This is a genomic window from Paenibacillus pinihumi DSM 23905 = JCM 16419 (assembly GCF_000422505.1).
Taxonomy (GTDB): Bacteria; Bacillota; Bacilli; order Paenibacillales; family Paenibacillaceae; genus Paenibacillus_D; species Paenibacillus_D pinihumi.
The window spans coordinates 106,542-129,738 of record NZ_AULX01000026.1; the positions used below are offsets into that span (position 1 = coordinate 106,542).

Consider the following 23,197-nt stretch of genomic DNA (forward strand, 5'->3'; position numbering starts at 1 on the left):
ATCCTGTGCCCTATTCATTCATGTGCATATGCGAGATAGGATTTCCGTCCCTTAAAAATTCAGGATTTTGCAATATTCGATATCAGCTGTTTTAAAGGGCAAGATATAGATGAACAAACCTGATGAAATCTATATCTTGTTTATAGGAGACGGCTTTTCAGTTTGATGAAAAATCCCGATTAGAATTTTGTCCGGGAAAGGTTGCTTTTTGCTGGGGTTTTACTATAATTACGGGAGAAACTTTGACGGAAAGAAGGGAGTTGCCGACATGGAATTGTGGTACACAGAAAAGCAAACGGAATCTTTCGGAATTACAGCCAAAATCAAAGAAACGTATGTAAGCGAGCAGACGGACTTTCAAAAGCTGGATATGGTTGAGACCGAGGAGTTCGGAACGATGCTCGTTCTGGACGGCATGGTTATGACGACTGTGAAGGACGAGTTCGTCTACCATGAAATGGTGGCCCATCCGGTGCTGTTCACGCATCCCAATCCTGAGCATGTGCTTGTAGTAGGCGGCGGCGACGGCGGTGTAATCCGTGAAATCATGAAGCACCCGAAAGTAAAAAAAGCGGTGCTGGTTGATATCGATGGCAAAGTAATCGAGTATTCCAAAAAGTATCTGCCCACAATTGCAGGAGAGTTGGACAACCCTCGCGTAGAAGTTATCGTAAACGACGGATTTATGCACATTCATGACCACAAAAATACGTATGATGTGATTATGGTTGATTCCACGGAGCCTGTTGGCCCTGCAGCCAATCTGTTCACCCGCGGCTTTTATCAAGGCATTTATGAGTCGCTGAAGGAAGACGGCATCTTTGTCGCCCAGACGGACAACCCTTGGTTCAAGGCGGATCTGATTCAGAGCGTGAACAAGGATGTGAAAGAAGTGTTCCCGATCGTGCGTGTATACGGTGCGAACATCCCTACCTATCCAAGCGGCCTGTGGACTTTTACATTGGGCAGCAAAAAGTATGATCCGCTCGAGGTGGATGAAACTGCGATCCCTGAGCTTAACACAAAATACTATTCCCCGCGTCTCCATAAGGCGGCATTTATTTTGCCGAAGTTTGTGGAAGACCTCGTGAAGTAATACAGTAAAGAGGAGACTGACGACCAGATGAAACTTGATCAGCAATATTCAGGCAACGTATTTATTCTCAGTTCAGAAGATTATGCGGCTTCCAAGGCTGTACTTTACGGCATGCCGATGGACTATACCGTGTCCTTCCGTCCCGGCTCCCGCTTCGGCCCTGCACGAATTCGCGAAGTATCGATCGGTCTGGAGGAGTACAGCCCGTATCTCGACCGCAGTCTGGAGGAAATCACTTATTTCGATGCTGGCGATTTGCTGCTGCCATTCGGCAATGCGGCACGCAGCCTTGATATTATCGGAGATTTTGTGCGCGGAGTGCTTGCTGACGACAAAATGCCTGTGGGCATGGGCGGGGAGCATCTCGTATCCTGGCCGGTCTTCCGTGAGGTGTATGCGAAATATCCCGATCTGGCGATCATCCATTTTGACGCCCATGCTGATTTGCGTGAGCAATATGAAGGCGAGCCGCTCTCACACTCTACACCGCTGCGCAAGGCTGCCGGACTTATCGGCGGCAAGAATATTTATCAGTTCGGCATCCGTTCCGGCTCTCGTGAGGAATGGGCCTATGCCCGTGAGAATATCAACTTCTATCCGTTCGAGGTAGCCGAGCCGCTCAAGAAGGTGCTTCCTGAGCTTGCAGGCCGTCCGGTCTATCTGACGATTGATATCGACGTTCTCGATCCGTCCTGTGCTCCGGGGACAGGTACGGCTGAAGCTGGCGGCATCACATCCAAAGAACTGCTGGAAGCTGTACATGCCATTGCAAATTCGGGCGTTAATGTGGTAGGTTGCGATCTCGTTGAAGTTGCTCCTGCTTATGACCCGACAGAGCAGACACAGATCGTAGCTTCCAAAATAATTAGAGAAATGCTGCTTGGCTTTATCAAGTAATTTCAGGTTTTTAACCGCAGCTGGTTGATAACACTTGCTTTTTATGAAAAATGTGAATATAGTTTTCACATAGAAGTTATTTTCATATCGGAAACAGCAAGGAACAGGAGAGTATGCCGTTTGGATGCTGCACTAGCGAGCCGGGAGGGTGAGAGCCGGCGCAGATCACGGTATTATGCGCACCTGGGAGTTGATCATTTGAAGAGAGCAGCCGCTTCATAGCAGCGCGCAGGCTTTTGTGTAGAATGATCCGGTCATTCCGTTATCATGTCTTGAGAGGATCGGCGGGGCAGCCTGACGATACCAGAAGAGTGGCACCGCGGTTAACCCCCGTCTCTTTATTGAAGAGACGGGGGTTTTTTGGATTTTTTGCAAGCAAATGAGTGAGGTTGGCAATAATGCCCGCATTGCCGCAGCAGGATGAAAGCGTCCGTGTTCTTGGGTGTTGCAGGCCTCAATGCTGACGGTTAAAAAGCATTCAGATGAATGCTGCGAAAGGCCGTCGGAGTCAAGCCTTCCTGTTTCTTGAACATCTTGATGAAATAGCTGGGATGCTCATAGCCCACCTGGGCAGATACGGATTGTACCTCTGCATCCGGATGAAGCAGCAGCAACTCTTTGGCTTTGCGGATGCGGATACGGGTCAGGTATTCAATTGGACGGACGCCCAGAGATTGCTGGAACAGCACACAAATATGCTGGGGGCTAACCCGAAGGAGACCAGCCAGTTCGGCCAGAGTTATCAGTCTATTGTAATGCTGCTCCATATAGCTGAGCACAGGGGCTAGAACGTCCATCTGCTGTTTGCGCGACCGCAGCTCTGTTCTGGATCCGTATCTGTACAGATCCAGCAGCAGTGCATAGACTGCTGCAGATACCTCCAGTCCGGTAGTCGGATGCGGATGGGATAACAGCAGGTTCATTTCCTGCAGATGTTTCAAAGCTACGTCAGGGTTGCTGAGGTAGAATACTTCGGATTTGTACAAATCCAGATCCTTCAGTATTTGTGCGGTCTGGCTGCCGGAGAAGGTAACCCAGCGCAGGCTCCACGGCTCCTCCAGAGGTTTGTACGCGTGGGCTTCATTGGGAAGCAGGAGGAAGCCTTGTCCCTGTGATACGGTGATCTCACGGTCTGCAATTCTTAACAGGCCCTTGCCGCTGGTTGTCTGCAGCCACTGAAAATCGCTGAACCCCTTTGGACGTTCCATCGGCGGTTGATTAATCCAGGCTCCGAGGCTGGTCATATAGACCGGCAGGCGGCGCTCCAGATCGGTCAGAACAGGGAATTGGCTGAAATCGATATCGCAACTCTCCCTTCGCGTGAGTAACTGGTTAACTGGTTAAGGTGCTGTTCCCATCATAACGAGGTTTGGTCTTCATGCCAACCAGACCGTCAGAAAGCGGGAGAATATGGATGAAATCAAACAAGCGCAAGGTTCGAATCCGGCTGGAAAGCCGGCAGGAAGACGAAGTCACCGTTCATGAGTATGAAGGCGAGTGGATCCCCAAGTTCCGCTCCGCTTATGTGTTGTACGAGGAACGGGAGGAAGGGCAGGACCCGGTTCGCACGACAGTGCGGATCGGCAAAGGCGAGCTCGTCATCAGCCGCCGCGGTCATATCCGCTCTGAGCAGCGGTTTGTCGAAGGTTTAAGACAGCCGGGGGAGTACAGCACTCCGGATATTCAATTCCATTTAGAGACTGTTACAGAGCAGCTCACGCTGCTGCAGGGCGATAGCGGCCAGCAGGGTGCGCCGGAGCTTCCGGCGGACGTGGCATGGAGCTACACGCTGTGGATGAACGGACAGCATATCGGCCGGTTTCAACTCCGGCTGCAAATTCAGGAGGTAGATGCACAATGAGTACAAGCAACGGACAACATGTATTGGAAGCAACCTATGCGCGTTTAAAGCAAGCGATCGGGAAGGCTGTTATTGCAGCAGAGCTGGCGATTGAGGAAGATCTGCCAACTTTCGTGCTTGAGGTTCCGAAGGACAAAGCTCACGGGGACTTGGCAACCAATGCAGCGATGCAGCTTACCAAGCTGGCGAAGAAGAACCCGCGCGCAATTGCAGAAGCCATTATTGCCAATCTGGATCATAAGGAAGCCGGAATCGTATCCGCCGAGATTGCCGGCCCTGGATTTATCAATTTCCGTCTGGACAAGAGCTATCTGTATCCGGTTATCGGCCAGGTGTTGAATGATGGCGATAATTATGGCCGTACGGCGACCGGAGCCGGACAAAGCGTGCAGATTGAATTTGTCAGCGCGAACCCGACAGGCAGCCTGCATCTGGGCCATGCCCGCGGGGCGGCTGTCGGCGATGCGCTTTGCAATGTGCTTGACTTTGCCGGTTATCAAGTAACCCGTGAATATTATATTAACGATGCGGGGAACCAGATTAATAATCTGGCCTACTCAATTGAGGCCAGATATAAGCAGCAGCTTGGATTGGATGCCCAAATGCCGGAGGACGGCTATCATGGCGAGGATATTGTCGGCTTTGCGAAAGAACTGCACGCGCAGGAGGGCGACCGGTTGTTGAGCCTGCCGGATGAGGAGCGCTTCAATTTCTTCCGTGAATTTGGCCTGGAGCGCGAGCTGAACAAGATCAAGCGTGATCTGGAGCGGTTCCGTGTACCTTTTGACGTATGGTACAGCGAGACTGATCTGTACAAGAGCGGACAAATTGATGATGCGTTAACCGCACTGCGCGAGCGCGGGCAGGTGTTTGAGGAGGACGGGGCGACCTGGCTGTCGACAATGCCGTTCGGAGACGACAAGAACCGCGTACTCGTTAAAAATGATGGCAGCTATACGTATTTGACACCGGATATTGCTTATCACCGCAACAAGTATGAGCGCGGCTTTAACTGGATTCTCAATATTTGGGGAGCAGACCACCATGGCTACATTCCCAGAATGAAGGCGGCTATGGAGGCGCTTGGTAATAACCCGGATCAATTGGTTGTGCTTGTTGCCCAGATGGTCAGCCTGTACCAGAATGGCGAAAAAGTAAAAATGTCCAAGCGTACCGGCAAGGCGGTTACTGTCGAGGAACTGATGGACGAGGTTGGCGTTGATGCCATGCGCTACTTCTTTACCATGCGCAGTATGGACTCCCATCTGGATTTTGATATGGATCTGGCAATCTCCACTTCCAATGAAAATCCGGTCTTCTATGTCCAATATGCCTATGCGAGAATTTGCAGCATTTTCAGACAAGCTGAGGAGCAAGGCATCTCACTTGAAGGCTTGGCAGGTGCGGATTTGACCAAGTTATCGGCTGAAGCGGAATTCGACCTGATTCGCAAGCTGGGAGAACTGCCGCAAGAAATCTCCGAGGCCGCAACGCAGTATGCGCCGCATCGGATTGTCCGTTATGTATACGAGCTGGCGTCCCAACTCCACAGCTATTACAGAGCTGAGCGCGTCATTACAGAGGATAGCGGGCAGACGCTTGCGCGTTTGGCGCTGCTGGCCGCTGTACGCACGACAATCGGCAATGTGCTGCGTCTCATCGGTGTAACAGCTCCAGAGAGAATGTAAGGTAAAACAGCCCGCGGGCAAGGTATTAGCGGGGCGTGTGGCGGCTTCCTGAGCAGAGGAAGCTGTCCTTCGTCCCATGCTTGCCTTGTCAGCGGGCTTCGTTGTCTGCTGCCCTCATCATTTTCATAATATCCAGCTCGCCTACCAGCCGGGGAGTCTTGCTGCCCTTCAGCGGCTGCATGGAGCGCTTCAGAATGGACTTGATTTCATAAGGGGTCAGACCGGGATATTTGGCAAGCAGCAAGGCGACGGCTCCGCTGACATGGGAAGTAGCCATCGAGGTGCCGCTCATTTCATTATATTTGCCCTTCAGCCAGGCAGAGATAATTTTGTCGCCGGGCGCATAAATATCAATATGGCTGCCCCTGTTGCTAAACAGTGCGATACGGCGGAGCTTGTTGGTGGCTCCTACAGAGATCGTCTGCGGGTAGCGCGCAGGGTAATCGATAGCTTTGCGGCGACTGTCATTGCCGGAAGAAGCGACGATTATTACGCCGGCATTATAGGCGCTGGTAACCGCATTGAGCAGCGATTTGCTGCGTGATTTCATGCCAAAGCTCATATTAATAATATGAATGCGGTTGCGGACGCACCAGTCAATACCGAGAATGATATCCGAGACATAGGCGCTCCCGTTCTGATCGAATGCCTTGACCGGGCAGATCGTGGCGCGCGGCGCAACCCCGATCATTCCTTTGGGCTGGTTTGCTGCGGCGATGGTGCCTGCAATATGGGTGCCATGGCCGTTGTCATCGTGAGGCAGCTCTGAGCGGTTCAGCAGATTAATGCCCCTGGTCAGGGAGTTGCGCAGATCAGGATGATTAAAGTCCACTCCCGTATCAATGACCCCGACCTTTATCCGGTGTCCGGTTGTGCGGCTCCAGGCTGACGGAGCTTTGACCTGCTGTACGCCCCAAGGAATGCCGCCTGCCGGCTGAGCATTTTTCTTGACTGTGGAGTGTACGCTGACCGGGCAATCCTCCTCGATCCAGATGCTGCTGCAATCGGGAAGCGGCCCGGCATCCGGTATCCGGCAGGAGATGGCCTGGATTAGCGGCATTTGCTTCACAATGCCGAGCGAGGGGTTAGACTTGGCAGATTCGGACAAGGCAAGGGCGAACTGCTGGTATTCAGCAGGATCTTTAAAATGAATAATACGCTGCTTGGCATTGCCGTGATGCTCTGCTGTAGCCATGTGCAGCCAACGGAGAAAAGCGGTTGAATCCATTTAACAACCCTCCCGATGACCATGCTGAGCTATTGTATGAACAGCTGTGTCCATCGGAATGAGCAAGTGGCCTGATTTGAAATAAATAGGCTTGGGGCCGTGGCAAATAGTGGCTTCGGACATAGTATAGAGTGAGAGTTCAGCCGGCCTCTCACCGGTATCTGGCCCTGCAGGTGCGTGTACGGGTCCGATAGGATACAGTCGAAGCGAAGGGTTTCCTTCGCTTTTTCCAATTTAAGGGGTGGACGGGCCTGGCTCAGGCAGCATAAAAAATTAGATGTCTGCGCATTGCGGGGATTGGAAATGCTGCAATTAAGCGGACTTGAGAATTTGCGGCGTTGTTGCGCTTGCATTTTTACAGGAAATAGGTTTTACTATAGTTTGATAATGGATAAGGCATGCGATAAAGCTGATGCATATAGCGTGAGAGGATGTGTGGAAATGAGCAGCGAAATAACCTTGAAGTTGAATCCTGAGCGGATTAGCGAGATGCCAATGGTTGATCTGGCGTTTGAGTTATTGAAAGCAGCCAATACGCCGTATTACTACAGGGATTTGATGCTGGAGATCGCCAAGATTCGCGGGTTGAGCCAGGATGAAATCAACCAGGTCATTGCCCAGGTATACACGGAGATTAATATTGACGGCCGCTTTGCCTGTGTAGGCAGCAATATGTGGGGGCTGAAGCGCTGGTACCCGGTTGAGCGTTCCGAAGATCCGGTCGGCAATGCAAAACGTCCTCGTATCATCAATGATGATGATGACGATGAGGAAGATGCCTTCGTGGATGAAGAAGAAGAAACCTATGTAGCAGATGATGAAGATTACGATATGTATAATGAAGACAGTGAAGATATTTTCGAAGAGAATGAAGAGGAAGCGGAAGTCGACGAGGAAGGTATGATCGACGACGAGGAGCTCGAAGAGGAATCGGACGAAGAGGATTTTGACGAAGAGTCCAATGAAAACAATTCCGATGAGGAAGAAGAGGAAGAGGAAAAAGCATAGCATTTTCGTCTTCCATTTATTACCGGATAACCCTGTAGGACCATGATAAAACTGCCGTTTTGTTTACCCTTGACAGAGCAGGTGCGACAGAGTAAACTATTGCATGGGCTACAGATTCGATCTTTATATGAAATGAACAAAATGAAAAGTGCCCCGTGGCAGCGGGTGTCACTTTTTTTGTTTTTAAGTATAAGATGACTGAGTTTTTATGCATGGATTTTCTTAATTTTCCTCGTGCAACGCTGCTGCAACCCGTTAGACCGGGGCAGTTGCTTTCGGTCAGAAACTGTAGTTTTTTTGCTGCAAGGCTTTTATTTTTTCTGCGTAGAGCCGCTCTCGGCGGATCAATGTCCGAGGGGCTTGTTTACGCTTGTATTATAATGGGCAACCCTAATATTAACATAACGCTTGGAGGGTATTATTTCGTGACAAAGTATATTTTCGTAACAGGCGGTGTCGTTTCCTCGCTGGGAAAAGGGATCACAGCAGCTTCGCTAGGACGGCTCCTCAAGAATCGCGGACTCAAGGTAACTATTCAGAAATTTGACCCGTATATCAACGTCGACCCGGGAACAATGAGCCCTTATCAGCACGGGGAAGTATTCGTAACGGATGACGGCGCTGAAACTGACCTCGATTTAGGCCATTATGAGCGGTTTATCGATATTAATCTCTCCAAGAACAGCAATGTAACGACCGGTAAAATCTACTCAACTGTCATCAGCAAGGAACGGCGCGGTGAATACCTGGGCGGAACGGTACAGGTTATCCCGCATATTACAAATGAAATCAAGGATCGTGTATTCCGTGCAGGCAAAGAGGCTGGCTCGGATGTCGTAATTACTGAAATTGGCGGAACTGTAGGCGATATTGAGAGCCTGCCTTTCCTGGAAGCGATCCGCCAAATCAAGAGCGATATCGGCCGGGATAATGTGATGTACATTCACGTTACTCTGATTCCTTATATCAAGGCAGCCGGTGAAGTGAAGACAAAGCCGACTCAGCACAGCGTTAAAGAGCTGCGCAGCATCGGTATTCAGCCGAATGTGATCGTATGCCGTACTGAATATCCGATCGCTGAGGACTTGAAGCGCAAAATCGCCCTGTTCTGTGATATCGACGCAAATGCGGTTGTAGAGTGCGTGGATGCGTCCAATCTCTATGAAGTGCCGTTGAACCTGCGTGAGCAAGGTTTGGATGAAATTGTCGTCAACCATCTGAAGCTGCAAGTGGGGCAGCCGGACATGACGGAATGGGAATCTCTCGTAGAGCGTGTGAAATCCCTCAAGAAGACGACTGAAATTGCAATTGTCGGCAAATACGTGGCGCTGCATGATGCGTACCTGAGTATTGTGGAATCGCTTGGACATGCGGGAATTGATGCGGATTCAGAAATCAAGCTCCGCTGGGTCAATGCTGAGGAGCTGACGGATGACAACGTTGCGGACAACCTGTCCGGTGTACACGGTATTCTCGTTCCTGGGGGCTTCGGCGACCGGGGAATCGAAGGCAAGATCAGCGCCATCCGTTATGCGCGCGAGCAGAAGATTCCATTCTTCGGAATTTGTCTGGGTATGCAGGTAGCTGTTATTGAGTATGCGCGTAACGTAGTCGGACTTAGAGGCGCGAACAGCTCGGAGATTGATGCTTCCACCTCCTATCCGGTTATCGACCTGCTTCCTGAGCAAAAAGATATCGAGAATCTGGGCGGCACAATGCGTCTTGGTCTGTATCCTTGTAAAATCGGGGAAGAGACAGTTGCATGGCAGGCTTATGAAGACGAGCTGGTGTATGAGCGCCACCGCCACCGGTATGAGTTCAATAATGAGTACAGAGAGCAGCTTGAGAAATCAGGTTTGAAGTTCTCTGGTACTTCTCCGGACGGCAGACTTGTAGAAATCGTAGAGCTGCCGGATCATCCTTGGTTCCTGGCTGTGCAATTCCATCCGGAATTCACTTCCCGCCCGAACCGCCCGCAGCCGTTGTTCCGCGACTTTGTCCGTGCAGCGCTGGGCTACTCTAATCAATAATTCAATCAGTCTGGGAGACAAACTGATTGCCATACATTTTCCTTGCTGACGCAAGCGGCCCGGTGACCCGGTGCTGCGGTACGGTTTGAACAGCCTGATGATTATCAACAGGGCGGTGCAAGTCCATGCTGCATGCCGGAATGCCGGGCTTTTTTAATTATCAGCTCTATGAGAACTCTATGAGATGGTTTTTTTTAGGCGAAGCAGGATAATTGACGGAAAGGCGCGAATATAGTAACGATTATGGAAGAGTTGACCATTCAGGCGTTGCCGGATTGTCCAGGTCGGCAAGCATTTACCGGTTTCGCTGACAAGTCGAACACGCAAAAGGAATAGAGGCGCTGTTGATTTGTTAGATCGTGTCGCTCACTTGTAGGAGGGCTTAAGTTGGATAAGAAGAAAGTGTTGATCGTTGATGACCAGAATGGAATTCGCGTACTTCTCGTGGAAGTATTCAGCAGCGAAGGTTACCAAACCTTTCAAGCTTCCAACGGAAAACTTGCATTGGAAATCGTAAGAAACGAATCGCCGGATTTGGTGCTTCTGGACATGAAGATCCCTGGTATGGACGGACTGGAAATTTTGAAGCATGTGAAAGCGATTAATCGGGACATTAAAGTCATTATGATGACAGCTTACGGTGAGCTTGACATGATCAAGGAAGCAACAGATTTAGGAGCCTTAATGCACTTCACAAAACCATTTGACATTGACGAAATGCGGGTTGCAGTGAATATGCAGCTTCGGGACGGGGAATCCAATAATTGTTATGCCCTGGGATCCTAGCGACCCCTTTTCGAGAATGAGGATGTGTCAAAATTGACTGGGAGTTCTTGCTGAAAAGCTCTTTGTCCAGCCCTGGCACATGCATAGCACTCATTTCTATTACTATCAATCCGGGATACACGCTTGCCGGTTAAGGACATCTGGCATATAAGCGAATCACCTGTGAGTTTCAACCGTCACAATAAATTCATAAGTTGCAGTTCATGGAGCGGGTGCAGGATTCCCGCTCTTTTTTGAGTTCCCTTGAAGGATAAGCGTTCGCGGTCTTTTATAGGGGTTGTTTCTTCTTTACATATTCGTGTCACCTTGTGGTATAATGACTCAGTATGAACAAGTCTGTTCGGGCTTGAGAAAAATGTACTTTTAGGAGGAAGAGTTACCATGCCATTGGTATCGATGAATGAGTTTTTGCCTAAAGCAAAAGCTAACAAGTTTGCTGTAGGTCAGTTCAACATGAACAATCTTGAGTTTGCACAGGCTATCGTAGATGCTGCAATCGAAGAAAACGCTCCGATTATTTACGGTGTTAGCGAAGGCGCACTGAAATATATGGGAATCGAGTATACAGTTGCAATCGCGGAAGCGGCAGCCAAGAAATCCGGCCTTCCAATTGCACTTCACCTCGACCACGGCAGCAGCTTTGAAATTGCCATGAAATGTATCCGCGCAGGTTTCTCCTCGGTTATGTTTGACGGTTCCCACTACTCTCTGGAAGACAACATCCGTTTGACCAAAGAAGTTGTTAGAGCTGCACGCGCAATGGGCGTTTCCGTTGAGGGTGAGCTGGGTACAATCGGCGGCGTTGAGGATGACATCAGCGTGGATGAAGAACATGCAAGCCTTGCTAAGCCAGAGGAAGCGATCCGTTTCTACGAAGAAACAGGCGTAGACTGTCTGGCTATTGCTGTAGGTACAGCTCACGGCATGTACAAAGGCGAGCCTAAAATTCATTATGATATTATTCAAAAAGTTGTAGACGCAATTCCAGTTCCAGTGGTTCTGCATGGCGGCTCCGGTGTGCCTGATGAAGCGATTCGTCTGTCTATCCAGGCTGGCGTAGGCAAAATCAACGTGAACACAGAAAACCAAGTGGCTTGCACGAATACAATTCGTGAAGTACTGGCAGCTAACCCGTCTGCATATGATCCTCGTAAATACCTGACACCGGCTCGTGAAGCAATGAAAGCCGTTGTTAAAGAGAAAATTCGCCTGTTCGGCAGCAGCAACCAAGCGTAACTTCCGAAACAAAAGAAAACCCGTCATTGCCCGAGCCTGATCAGGTTCTCGGGCGTCCGGCTTATCCACTAAAGGAGCAGCCCGGCGAACAAGGGCATTTAAGGCCGGGAGGACGGGTTTTCCTTTGTCTTCTTCTCAAGGTGGGAGGATTACTAATTACATGGAAAAATTAATGATTCGAGGCGGCCGCCCGCTGCGCGGTACCGTGCAAATCAGCGGGGCCAAGAACAGTGCAGTTGCTTTGCTTCCGGCATCTTTGCTTGCGGAGTCGGAGGTTGTACTGGATAACCTGCCTCGACTTAGCGACGTGGCAGTATACAGCGAGATACTTCAAGAATTGGGCGGCAAGGTAACCTGGGATGGCGGTGTGATGAAGATAGATCCTTCTTCTCTCCAATCCAAACCAATGCCTAACGGCAGGGTTAACCTTCTGCGGGCTTCATACTATTTGATGGGTGCTTTGCTGGGACGTTTTGGAGAAGCGACAATCGGTCTTCCGGGCGGATGTAACTTCGAGCCAAGACCAATTGACCAGCATATTAAAGGATTTGAAGCTCTAGGTGCAACAGTTACGAATGATCACGGATCGATCAAAATTTCGGCCAAACAGCTTCGTGGCGCAAAAATCTACCTGGATGTAGTGAGCGTAGGCGCAACTATTAACATCATGCTGGCTGCCTCCAAGGCAAAAGGCTCCACAATTATTGAAAATGCGGCAAAAGAGCCTGAAATTATAGATGTAGCAACTTTACTTAACTCAATGGGGGCCAAAATAAAGGGAGCCGGAACCGAAACGATCCGTATTGAAGGCGTCGATAGTCTTCATGGCTGCCGCCACTCCATCATCCCCGACCGGATTCAAGCCGGTACCTACATGATTGCCGCAGCTGCGACCCGTGGTGATGTCCTTATAGATAATGTTATCCCCAAGCATATGGAAGCCATGACAGCCAAACTGCTGGAGATGGGTGTTCAGGTTTATGAATTGGATGAGGCAATCCGTATTGTGGGCGGACCCTCCTATGAAGCAGTTGATGTCAAAGCACTTGTATACCCCGGATTTGCTACCGACCTCCAATCCCCGATGACCAGCCTGCTTACGCAAGCCAATGGTGTCAGCGTTCTATCCGACTATGTGTACAGCAACCGATTCAAGCATGTGCCTGAACTGGTTCGCATGGGAGCCAATATCAAGGTGGAAGGCCGTTCTGCAATTATTGAAGGCGGACCACTGAATGCGGCGAAGGTCCGGGCTGCCGATTTGCGTGCCGGTGCTGCCTTGACGGTGGCGGGCCTGACTGTAGCGGATGGTGTAACAGAGGTTACAGGCGTAGAGTATATTGACCGGGGCTATGATTTCCTTGTGGATAATTTACGCAAGCTAGGTGCAGATGTTTGGCGGGAAAATGAATAGATTGATAGAAATCCGGCAATGCTGGAGGAAAATTAAATAAAGTGGTGAGAACATGACGGAACTGCAGATCGCAGATCTGGAAGAACTAAAGCTGACCGAGTTGTATAAGCTTGCAAAGCAGTATCAAATTCCGTATTATGGCCAGCTAAAAAAGAAAGAACTTATTTTTGCCATTTTACGTGCCCAGGCTGAGAAGAGCGGCTTGATGTTTATGCAGGGTGTACTCGAAATTTTACCGGAGGGATTCGGTTTCCTGCGCCCGATCAACTATCTACCAAGCACGGAAGATATTTATATTTCCGCCTCGCAAATCCGCAAATTTGATCTTCGTACAGGGGATCTCGTTTCCGGCAAATGCCGGGCGCCCAAAGAAAATGAGCGTTATTTCGGATTGCTGCAGGTCAATGCGGTAAACGGGGAAAACCCGACACTTGCATCAGAACGGCTTCATTTCCCTGCCTTAACCCCTCTTTTTCCACAGAAGAAACTGGTCCTAGAAACCTCTCCAACCAAACTATCGACGCGAATTATGGATTTGCTGGCACCTGTCGGACTTGGACAGCGCGGATTGATTGTGGCGCCTCCAAAAGCGGGTAAGACGCTTCTTCTTAAAGAAATTGCCAACAGCATTTCTACCAATCAACCGGATATTGAGCTGTTTGTGCTGTTGATTGATGAGCGCCCGGAAGAGGTTACAGATATGCAGCGTTCCGTTAAAGGGGAGGTTGTTGCTTCCACCTTTGATGAACTGCCGGAGCACCATATCAAGGTTGCGGAGCTGGTGCTGGAGCGCGCGCTGCGTCTTGTAGAGCATAAGAAGGATGTCGTTATTTTGCTGGATAGCATCACCCGTCTGGCAAGGGCATACAACCTTGTGATTCCGCCATCGGGGCGTACACTGAGCGGTGGTATCGACCCTGCGGCATTCCATCGTCCAAAGCGCTTCTTCGGTTCTGCGCGAAACGTGGAGGAAGGCGGAAGCCTGACCATTCTTGCCACAGCGCTGATAGAGACCGGATCGCGTATGGATGATGTCATTTATGAGGAATTTAAAGGGACGGGCAATATGGAGCTACATCTCGACCGCAAACTTGCTGAACGGAGAATTTTCCCGGCACTGGATATCCGCCGTTCGGGAACGCGACGCGAGGAAATGCTTCTTACGAAGGAAGAGCTGGATAAAGTATGGGCGATTCGCAAATCTATGAACGACTCGCTTGAATTTATCGATGGCTTCCTCAAGAAGCTGGCGGACAGCAAGACCAATACGGAGTTTCTGCTTTCATTGGATACTTCCAGTATGGTGGAAAAAAGCACCTCCTCCTCCCGTCCCTCAACAGGAAGCAACAGTTCAGCGGGCCGCCGTCCGGCACGTTCAACTCCGGTATCTTAAGGAAAAGAAGGTAGGACAACATGAATTTGGTTTATGCAGATGAACAGGGCAATTTGTTCGACCATCCGGATTATCTGGCGCTCGGCCGCAGTGGTGAGATGGTTGTCGAACTGCTGGAGGATGAGCTGATTCCGCTGCCGGAAGGTGCTACGCTGGTCGGACTGCCGTTTACACGGCCGGTCGGGCTTAACGCCGAGACTGGCCGGATGGAGCTGCTGCCAGGAGAACTTCAGGCGGTAGGCGCACTGCTTCCTCAAGGCTTCACCCGCTTGGCTCTGCCAGGCTATGTGAAGTCTGACAAGACGCAGAAGCTGCCGTTATTCGGCTATTCCGCCGTCGTGTGGAAGGACGGGAAGTTCTATGTGGCGGCGCATCAGTCGGATGATCCGGAACCATGGAACCCGCTGAATTGTGACCGCAAGGAGCTGGGGATTCAGGTTGAGCGTCTGCTGGCCAAATACCCGGAGAACAGGCTGATCAAGCATCTTTCCAATTGTGCCTTGGGGTATGAGTGCCTGACGGCCTCGAATACGTTCATGAACAGGCTGGAAGGGGCTGTGCCCGTCTCTTATTCCTGCAACGCAGGCTGCTTTGGGTGTATATCCGAACAGCCGGATGACAGCGGATTTCCGGCTCCGCAGACCCGGATGAACTTCAGGCCGACTGCTGATGAGGTTGTCGATATTATGCTGGAGCATCTGAAGGGTCCGGATTCCATTATCAGCTTTGGCCAGGGCTGCGAGGGCGAGCCTTCCACCCAGGTCAAAATTATCGTTGAGGCGATGAGGCGGGTCCGGAGCCTGAATTCGCAAGGTTATATCAATATTAATACAAATGCGGGCTTGACTGATTTCATTAGGGCTATTGTAGATGCGGGGCTTGATCTGATGCGCGTGAGCACGATTAGCGCCATTGACGAGCATTATAATGCCTACTACAAGCCGAGGGGGTATACCCTGGCGAATGTGGAGAAATCATTGAAGTATGCATCGGAAAAAGGAGTATATACCTCCATCAACTACCTCATCTTTCCGGGAGTGACGGATCGTGAGGAAGAAATTGAAGCGATGATTGGCTTCGCCAAACGGACCGGATTGCGTCTTATTCAGATGCGCAACCTGAATATTGATCCGGAGAGCTATCTGGAGCTGATTCCGAAGGCGAAAGGGGAAATATACGGCATGAAGCAAATGCTCGAAATTTTCGAGTCCGAGCTTCCTGATGTTGTGATCGGCTCCTACACCCATATCCCCCCAGTGAGAGCGTAAGACCCTTTTTAACGGCGTGCAAAAAGCATTGCAACTGCTTGCCTTCCTATGTTATAATCCCCTATGTTAGATTGAACTCTGGGTCCATCAGTCGGCTCAGGGCAGAAAGAGGTGAACGAGATGAAACAAGGTATTCATCCGACGTATCATGTTACTAATGTAACATGCGCATGCGGCAACAGCTTCGAGACAGGTTCGATTAAACCGAATCTGCGTGTAGAGATTTGCTCTGTTTGCCACCCGTTCTTCACAGGAAAACAAAAATTCCTGGATGCTGGCGGCCGCGTCGATCGTTTCAAAAAGAAATACGGCATCTAATTATTATCTGCCTCAAATTAGCAGAATACAAGAGCCTCCCTCAGCCATCCTATGGGATAGAAGGGAGGCTTTTTTATGTTTAAATCAGTTCGTTCGCACAGCCTTGCAGCCGGATTGCTTGCTTTGTTGCTGTTCGTGGCATTCCTTGGGGGCTGTACCAACTCCGGATCGAGCCGGAACGGTGTGAAAACTTATGGGCATGACGGCTACATGGGGTTGTCAAACAGCAATCCGAATTTGCCGCTTGGCAATTCCAATTATTACAGCTACAGCAGCGATATCAAATTTATGAAGGAGAAACTCTCCGAGCTGCCAGGGATTGAAAAGTCTAGCTTAACCATTCATGATCCGGATATTGATGTGCGTATCAGACCGCGCTCTGATTTGGATGAAGTGAGAACAAACCGGCTGCTTGATCAAGCTGGGCAACTCCTTCAGGAGAACATGCCACGATATCGAATTCATGTCTATTTAGAGCGCTAATATAAAATTCTTGCTGCAAACTTGCTTCCGAAGGTTGCGTAATGGGACAAGATCGGCTATACTTATGTTTGCCGTGCTAGATGGGGAGGTAGCGGTGCCCTGTAACTCGCAATCCGCTGTAGCGAGGTTGAATTCCTGTCTGAGGTTATGCTGATGTGGGGTTTGGTACTTGTGAACAGTGTTGACGGTCGGGTCCTCCGCAATGGACACCTGTGAATCCGGTCAGGTCCGGAAGGAAGCAGCCGTAAGCAGTAACGTTTATGTGCCGGGGGAGTGCCTGTCCCGAGCTGGAATCAAGAATACCGCCTGGGTCTCATCAATCAAGGGCAGGTGCACGGTACAATTTTCGTATCGCAGAATATACACTTTTAATGACTTTGGCCGACTGCGGACCGGAGTACATTAAAAGTGTTTTTTCATTTCAGACAGAAAAAGCAAAGACGTGGAAGGAATCTGCTCTATTAAAATAGAATATAATGTAAGGTTTAAAAGGATTAAGTGTTTTTAAAAGAAATATCAATTTCATCACTCGTCGTTTGACGGAATGCTTATTTTCCTGTTAAACGCCTCTGTTCTCTCGCAAGGCCGCGCAGCCGGCTGTGCTGTTTGCTTTTCTTCAGCTGCTTGTCCGTTATATATTGGCTGCTGGCTTCAAGAGCCGGCGGCCCCACGCTGAATACATGCCTGCCAAAAATGGAACCTGTAAAGAGGTGAGTCTGTTTGTATGACGATTCATTTGAACAAGCAATTCCAATTCAGGAAGTAGCGCTAATCAGACTGTGGAATACGCCGCTATTTCCGGTAGCTGTTATGTTTGACCATAATCGTGTGATCACCGCAGTAAACCGACAATTTAAGGAGCAGACAGGGCTGTTGGAGAAAGAAATGGTCGGTTTGGCCTTTTCGGAAGTATTCCACTTGGTTGAAAGCGGCCCTAACGTCGTCATGGAAATGCCTGGCCGCCATGTGCAGATCAGGACAGCGAGCGGCGAGGTCATGGAGTTTGATTTCCACATGATTATGTTAGAGACGGATTCAACGGAGTGCAAGCATCTGGCTCTCTTGTCGAACGGAACGGTTAAGACGCGCACCTTGCTGCAACAGTTTGCGATGACCTTCTTGAAGGATGAGAACCTTGGTGTGATCCTGATGCAGCCGGACTTCAGGGTGAGCGATATGAGCCCGCTGGCCTGCAGGGTACTTGGCGTGAATCCGAAGGAAGTGATTGGCTGTACAATGGACAGGGTGTTCCATCAGGCTCCTGCGGAGCATCGGATGCTCAAGCAGATGGTGATCGAGGAAATTCCCGTACATAACTATCCGCTGCGCCGGATGCGTGGGGGTGAACGCTGGGAACTGCTAATGGATGCGAATCTGCTCCGTGATGAAAGGGGACGCCTGCTTGGGGCTTATGTCATTTTCAAGGATGTCTCCAATTTGCGCTCTCTGGAGGAACAAGTGCAGCGCAGTGACCGTCTGTCGATGATCGGGCAGATTGCGGCGGGAACCGCACATGAAATCCGGAATCCGCTTACCGCCATCAAGGGCTTTCTGCAGATGTTCAAAAAGACATTGCGCGACAAGGAACTCAATAAGGAATACGGCTACACTGAAATTATGCTCACAGAGATTGACCGGATTAATGATCTTGTAAGCGAGTTCTTGCTGCTGAGCAAGCATAAGGATATTGTTTATGATCTCGTAGATCTTGGCGTCGTGCTGCGTGAGATTATGCCGATTGTGCGGAGTGAGGCGCTGCTGCACGGGATGACGATCCAGTTTGACTCTGAGCGCTGGCTGCCCAAGGTTGTCGCGGACCGGGAGATGCTCAAGCAGGTGTTTTTGAATATATGCAAGAATGGCATTGAGGCTATGAGCCGGGGCGGCGTGCTGACCATCTCTGGCCGGATCGAACGGGAGAATGGCTTCGGGCGCTGGGTCAATATTGATATTCATGACACAGGTCCCGGTATTCCCCCATCAATTATGGATAAAATGTTCGACCCCTTTGTCACCACCAAGGAAAGCGGGACAGGGCTGGGGCTTTCGGTATGCCAGCGGATTATTCACGATATGGGAGGCGTAATCAGGGCCGCCTCCAAGGGGGACGGGACTACCTTCACGGTGAGCATCCCCTGCTCTGTAGACGACAAGCACAACGCCAGCTATTCGGTAATAAACGGGGAAGAATCCAATTCACTTTCTTCTTGAATCCGCCCATGATTTCCCTGTATACATATCCAGGTGCATGTGTTGAAATAGAAGAATTCATAAAATTCCCATGCGGATATTCTTATGAATCGTGCCAACCCGCTGCTGCTTCCGGCAGCCAAGTACAGTCCCGGTACTTCCGCCGGCAGTCAGGGTATGTCCAAAAGCCGTTTTCGCATCAGATCAGGATAGTGTATAATAGTTTCATCGGCTTAAAAAGCAATAGCAGAGGAAAGGAAAGGTTCGCGTGTCCCACATCGCTTTGTATCGCGCCTGGCGTCCACAGACATTCCGGGATATGGTAGGACAACAGCATATTATCCAGACGCTGCAGAATGCCATTGGGGAACAGCGTATTTCCCATGCTTATTTGTTTAACGGGCCAAGGGGGACAGGGAAGACGACCACTGCAAAAGTTTTCGCCAAGGCGATTAACTGCCGCCAGGGTCCTTCGCTTGAACCGTGCAACGAATGCGAGGCTTGTACCGGTATTACAGCCGGTTCCATCATGGATGTTGTCGAGATTGACGCTGCCTCCAATCGGGGGATCGACGAGATTCGCGACATTCGTGACAAAGTACGGTATGCACCCTCTGACGTCCGTTACAAAGTGTATATCATTGATGAAGTGCATATGCTGACTTCAGAAGCCTTTAATGCGCTGCTGAAGACATTGGAAGAACCGCCAGGGCATGTTGTTTTTATATTGGCGACAACGGAGCCGCATAAGCTGCCGGCAACAATTATTTCGCGTTGCCAACGCTTTGATTTCAGGCAGGTTGCGCTTGAGGAGCAGACCGGAAGACTGAAGCAGATCTGTGATGAAGAGCAAATGGAAGCAAGTGAAGAAGCGCTGGCTTACATTGCACGGCTGTCGGATGGCGGTATGCGGGATGCCATCAGCCTGTTGGAGCAGGTGTCGGCGTTCTCCAGAGGGAAGATTACGCTGGAGGATGCGGTCGAAGTGACAGGCGGCCTGGCGGCCGAGCAATTCGCCCTTCTCGCTGAAGCGATTCAGGAGCGGAATGTAGCTGCGCTGCTGCCGCTGGTGGAGGGATTAATGCAGGCAGGGAAAAGCCCGGATAAGTGCCTGGAGAATCTGGTCTACTACTTCCGGGATCTGTTGCTGATCAAGCTGGTTCCGGACGGCTCCGCTACGACTGAAAGAATCGTTGATCCGGAGCGTTTCCGGGCAATGGCCGACGCTTATGAGCGTGATCGCTTGTTCCGCATGATTGATATTCTTCATCAGTATCAGGTTGAACTGAAGCATGCGTCACAGCCCCAGACTTTGTTTGAGGTTGCGCTGCTAAAGATTTGCACGGTCCCCGTTTCCTCCGGGGAAGAGACAGCTGCCAGCCGTTCTGCCGAGGCGGCAGCACCGGCAGCAGCCGGGGAACTGGCAAGGCTGGAACGCCAGGTAAAGCAGTTGGAGCAGAAGTTGGAGCAACTGCTGCGCAGCGGCGCGGGCGGCGGAACGCCAGGAGCGAACGCTGCGCCATCTCCCCCGGCCCAGTCAACTGGCCGCAGCGGCGGATTTGGCGCCCGCGGGGGTGCTGGCGGGGTTATGCGTACACCGGTGAAGCTTGGTCCGTTCGTCGCTGGTCTGGGTAGCCAGGAGTTCCAGCAAATTCGCATGCAGTGGAATGAAGTGCTGCAGCGGGTTAAGGAAGCAGGAATTTCCATTCATGCATGGCTGATTAACGGAGAACCGGTATCCGCTATACAGGACAGTGTGCTAATTGCGTTCAAAAATGAAATCCACAGGGAGACGACGGAGAAGCCGGCCAACCGCGAGGTCATTGAGCGTGTGCTTCAAACTGTACTCAAGCGGGATTTTAAATTTTCGACTATAATGGTTAAGGAGTGGCTGGCGGCAACAGAAGGCCGGCCTGAGGAAAAGCCTGAGCCTTTAATGATGGATGCCGGCAGCGTTGACGGGCATACTTCCCGACCGGAATGGGTCGAAGAGGCGGTCAAGCTGTTCGGTGAAGAGCTTGTTGTCATTTCCGAAGATCATTAATCAACTAATCCTATGAGGTGAAGACGATGAATAACATGAATCAGATGATGAAGCAAGTCAAGAAAATGCAGGAGCAAATGCTGAAAGCCCAAGAAGCGCTCGGGAGTAAAATCGTGGAAGGAACTTCAGGAGGCGGCGTTGTTTCCTGTACAGTAAACGGTCATAAAAAACTTCTCAACCTGACGATCAAGCCGGAAGCGGTAGATCCGGATGATGTGGAAATGCTGCAGGATCTGGTGCTCGCGGCGGTTAATGACGCGCTGGGCAAAGCAGAGGAAATGTCCAACGAGGATATGAACAAGTTCACCGGGGGCGTTAAAATCCCAGGATTGTTCTAGAAGGAGCTGCACTCATTGCATTATCCCGAACCGATAGCCAAACTGATCGATTCCTTCTCCCGGTTGCCGGGAATAGGGCCCAAAACGGCTGCAAGACTTGCCTTTCACGTGCTGCGGATGAAGGAAGACGATGTAATTGATTTTGCCAAGGCGCTGGTCAGTGTGAAGCGGAATCTGCATTACTGCTCGGTCTGCTGCAACATTACCGATATCGACCCGTGCCGGATCTGCCAGGATAAGACGCGTGATCATTCTGTCATTTGTGTAGTTCAGGAATCCAAGGATCTCATTGCGATGGAGAGAACCAAGGAATTTATGGGGCAATATCACGTGCTTCAAGGGGCCATATCGCCTATGGAGGGAATCGGTCCTGAGGAAATCCGCATCAGTGAGCTGTTGACACGGCTGAGTGACGAGCGGATTCAGGAATTGATTCTGGCCACTAATCCGAATATAGAGGGCGAAGCTACAGCCATGTACTTGTCGCGGCTGATCAAGCCGTTCGGTATCCGGGTCACCCGGATTGCACATGGTCTGCCGGTAGGCGGAGATTTGGAGTATGCAGATGAGGTCACGCTGTCCAAGGCTCTTGAAGGACGGCGTGAATTAAGATAACAGTATAAAGCTGCTGGTACATGTTCCTTGCGGGGGACGGTAACCGGCGGCTTTTTTCATGCCAGCATGTTAAAGAGCGTTCTGCCCGATGAATCAATCTTGTTCTGGAGTATTCGACCGTACTGCTTAACTTTGGATTTATCGGGGGATTATATGAACCTTCTCTATGATTATCAGTTTGTTCAATATAACAGAGTTCTAAGTCGCTTGGCTGGTTTATAGACTAGTAACAGGCGAAGGACTATATGGACAAGCGGGAGGAGAGGGTTTCATGGCCTGGTGGAATAGATGGAAGGGTGCAGGCGAGCCGGAGAGCAGCGGGAGTGTACAGCAAATTTATTTGGATATTCAGGAGGCGCACCGGGACTGGGTGAATGCGCAGCAGCATTTTGAGTATGCGCTCGGCAAAGACCAGATTGATTACGCAATCTTTGCGATTGAAGCGGCGGAGAAACGCTATGAGATGCTGTTAAGACAGGCCAAGAGTCTGGATAACAGCATGCTGTCAAAGCGGGGTGAGGAAGCGGGATGAAGAGTGTCTGGCTTACCTTGTTGATCGGTTCCCTTGCTCTGCTGGTGCTGGTGTTCATAAAAAGCAAGTTGTCATGGCTCACTGTAAAACGCTTCTTCCTGCATCTTGTGGCTGCGGCGCTGCTGCTGTATGTGCTGAACTTTTCAGGCTGGATATCAGGCTTTCATATCCCTCTGAATCCTATGACGATAGCTGCTGTGGTCATATTGGGTGTGCCCGGTATATTGCTTATCCTCGCGTTGCAATGGCTGCTGCTGTAAGGCGGCAGCCATTGCTGCGTGGTTGATTCAAATAAAATCAAATAAAACGTTGACACTAGTTAAAAGTCTATGGTATATTACTTCTTGCGCCTGAGAGACGGCGGCGAGATGCGAAAAAAGTTTTTAAAAAAAAGCTTGCATCGGGATATGAAAGTGTGTTATATTAATTAAGTCGCCGCTGAGACATGGCGGTAACGAAAACGAAGTAATTTGTTCTTTGAAAACTGAACAACGAGCGAAATGCCCTGTGACTTGAAAGAGTCGCAGAACAGCAACAAAATGTAATGAGCTAACAAGCTTATCTATAACTTTTATGGAGAGTTTGATCCTGGCTCAGGACGAACGCTGGCGGCGTGCCTAATACATGCAAGTCGAGCGAACTTGAAGAGAAGCTTGCTTCTCGGAAAGTTAGCGGCGGACGGGTGAGTAACACGTAGGTAACCTGCCTGTAAGACTGGGATAACATTCGGAAACGAATGCTAATACCGGATACGCGGTTTGATCGCATGGTC

At 50.3% G+C, this 23,197-nt stretch carries 21 protein-coding genes, 1 rRNA gene and 1 other RNA gene; 21 read left to right on the forward strand and 2 right to left on the reverse strand.

Going from position 1 to position 23,197, the window contains the following annotated elements; all coding sequences use genetic code 11:
- Positions 1-268: 268 nt before the first annotated feature.
- Positions 269-1,096, forward strand: coding sequence for a polyamine aminopropyltransferase (gene speE, locus H583_RS0109385; protein WP_028560248.1), 828 nt, complete (start codon positions 269-271; stop codon positions 1,094-1,096).
- Positions 1,097-1,123: 27 nt separating this feature from the next.
- Positions 1,124-1,993 carry an agmatinase gene (gene speB / locus H583_RS0109390; RefSeq protein ID WP_028560249.1) on the forward strand — a complete coding sequence of 290 codons (870 nt, stop codon included), beginning with the start codon at positions 1,124-1,126 and terminating at the stop codon, positions 1,991-1,993.
- A 467-nt stretch (positions 1,994-2,460) separates the two neighbouring features.
- On the opposite strand, the gene H583_RS0109395 is transcribed toward speB, so the two are convergent.
- A complete protein-coding gene (locus H583_RS0109395; protein ID WP_161631194.1) occupies positions 2,461-3,201 on the reverse strand; it encodes an AraC family transcriptional regulator in 741 nt (246 codons plus the stop codon).
- Positions 3,202-3,407: 206 nt separating this feature from the next.
- Here H583_RS0109395 and H583_RS0109400 point away from each other — a divergent pair, with 206 nt between their 5' ends.
- Together H583_RS0109400 and argS are read left to right on the forward strand one after the other, a co-directional pair.
- Complete coding sequence (locus H583_RS0109400) at positions 3,408-3,854, forward strand: YwiB family protein (protein WP_028560251.1); 447 nt, start codon at positions 3,408-3,410, stop codon at positions 3,852-3,854.
- Positions 3,851-5,542, forward strand: a complete 1,692-nt coding sequence (argS, locus tag H583_RS0109405) for an arginine--tRNA ligase (protein ID WP_051236245.1) — start codon at positions 3,851-3,853, stop codon at positions 5,540-5,542. Before H583_RS0109400 ends, argS begins: the two co-directional genes overlap by 4 nt.
- 88 nt (positions 5,543-5,630) lie before the next feature.
- Here the strand turns inward: argS and H583_RS0109410 are convergent, their stop codons facing one another.
- On the reverse strand, positions 5,631-6,770 hold the full coding sequence (locus H583_RS0109410; protein WP_028560253.1) for a S8 family peptidase: 1,140 nt from the start codon (positions 6,768-6,770) through the stop codon (positions 5,631-5,633).
- Between the two features lie 441 nt (positions 6,771-7,211).
- Between H583_RS0109410 and rpoE the strand changes: the two genes are divergently transcribed.
- From rpoE to H583_RS0109500, 17 genes are all read left to right on the forward strand, one after another.
- Complete coding sequence (gene rpoE, locus H583_RS0109415) at positions 7,212-7,778, forward strand: DNA-directed RNA polymerase subunit delta (RefSeq protein WP_028560254.1); 567 nt, start codon at positions 7,212-7,214, stop codon at positions 7,776-7,778.
- A 425-nt stretch (positions 7,779-8,203) separates the two neighbouring features.
- Complete coding sequence (locus tag H583_RS0109420) at positions 8,204-9,808, forward strand: CTP synthase (RefSeq protein WP_028560255.1); 1,605 nt, start codon at positions 8,204-8,206, stop codon at positions 9,806-9,808.
- Positions 9,809-10,195: 387 nt separating this feature from the next.
- The gene (locus H583_RS0109430) at positions 10,196-10,594 is read left to right on the forward strand and encodes a response regulator (RefSeq protein ID WP_028560256.1); all 399 of its coding nucleotides are present in this window, start codon (positions 10,196-10,198) and stop codon (positions 10,592-10,594) included.
- Positions 10,595-10,975: 381 nt separating this feature from the next.
- Positions 10,976-11,830 carry a class II fructose-1,6-bisphosphate aldolase gene (gene fba / locus H583_RS0109435; RefSeq protein ID WP_028560257.1) on the forward strand — a complete coding sequence of 285 codons (855 nt, stop codon included), beginning with the start codon at positions 10,976-10,978 and terminating at the stop codon, positions 11,828-11,830.
- Positions 11,831-11,990: 160 nt separating this feature from the next.
- A complete protein-coding gene (locus H583_RS0109440) occupies positions 11,991-13,244 on the forward strand; it encodes a UDP-N-acetylglucosamine 1-carboxyvinyltransferase (RefSeq protein ID WP_028560258.1) in 1,254 nt (417 codons plus the stop codon).
- A gap of 52 nt (positions 13,245-13,296) precedes the next feature.
- Positions 13,297-14,637 (forward strand): transcription termination factor Rho, encoded by a 1,341-nt coding sequence (gene rho, locus H583_RS0109445; protein WP_028560259.1) that lies wholly within the window; start codon positions 13,297-13,299, stop codon positions 14,635-14,637.
- Between the two features lie 20 nt (positions 14,638-14,657).
- Positions 14,658-15,905 carry a radical SAM family protein gene (locus tag H583_RS0109450; protein WP_028560260.1) on the forward strand — a complete coding sequence of 416 codons (1,248 nt, stop codon included), beginning with the start codon at positions 14,658-14,660 and terminating at the stop codon, positions 15,903-15,905.
- Positions 15,906-16,025: 120 nt separating this feature from the next.
- Entirely contained in the window at positions 16,026-16,223 is a 198-nt protein-coding gene (rpmE, locus tag H583_RS0109455) for a 50S ribosomal protein L31 (RefSeq protein ID WP_028560261.1), read from the forward strand.
- A 75-nt stretch (positions 16,224-16,298) separates the two neighbouring features.
- Positions 16,299-16,706 (forward strand): hypothetical protein, encoded by a 408-nt coding sequence (locus H583_RS0109460; RefSeq protein WP_028560262.1) that lies wholly within the window; start codon positions 16,299-16,301, stop codon positions 16,704-16,706.
- A gap of 71 nt (positions 16,707-16,777) precedes the next feature.
- Positions 16,778-17,044, forward strand: an RNA gene (ffs, locus tag H583_RS36025) — signal recognition particle sRNA large type.
- 382 nt (positions 17,045-17,426) lie between these two features.
- Positions 17,427-18,917, forward strand: coding sequence for a PAS domain-containing sensor histidine kinase (locus H583_RS32415; protein WP_245585886.1), 1,491 nt, complete (start codon positions 17,427-17,429; stop codon positions 18,915-18,917).
- A gap of 247 nt (positions 18,918-19,164) precedes the next feature.
- Positions 19,165-20,940 (forward strand): DNA polymerase III subunit gamma/tau, encoded by a 1,776-nt coding sequence (dnaX, locus tag H583_RS0109475; protein ID WP_028560263.1) that lies wholly within the window; start codon positions 19,165-19,167, stop codon positions 20,938-20,940.
- A gap of 26 nt (positions 20,941-20,966) precedes the next feature.
- On the forward strand, positions 20,967-21,278 hold the full coding sequence (locus H583_RS0109480; RefSeq protein ID WP_028560264.1) for a YbaB/EbfC family nucleoid-associated protein: 312 nt from the start codon (positions 20,967-20,969) through the stop codon (positions 21,276-21,278).
- 15 nt (positions 21,279-21,293) lie between these two features.
- Positions 21,294-21,893 (forward strand): recombination mediator RecR, encoded by a 600-nt coding sequence (gene recR, locus H583_RS0109485; RefSeq protein WP_028560265.1) that lies wholly within the window; start codon positions 21,294-21,296, stop codon positions 21,891-21,893.
- Positions 21,894-22,164: 271 nt separating this feature from the next.
- On the forward strand, positions 22,165-22,425 hold the full coding sequence (locus H583_RS32420) for a DUF2508 family protein (RefSeq protein ID WP_036709034.1): 261 nt from the start codon (positions 22,165-22,167) through the stop codon (positions 22,423-22,425).
- Positions 22,422-22,685, forward strand: coding sequence for a pro-sigmaK processing inhibitor BofA family protein (locus H583_RS0109495; RefSeq protein WP_028560266.1), 264 nt, complete (start codon positions 22,422-22,424; stop codon positions 22,683-22,685). Before H583_RS32420 ends, H583_RS0109495 begins: the two co-directional genes overlap by 4 nt.
- Before the next feature lie 310 nt (positions 22,686-22,995).
- A 16S ribosomal RNA gene (locus H583_RS0109500) occupies positions 22,996-23,197 on the forward strand; the annotation flags it as partial.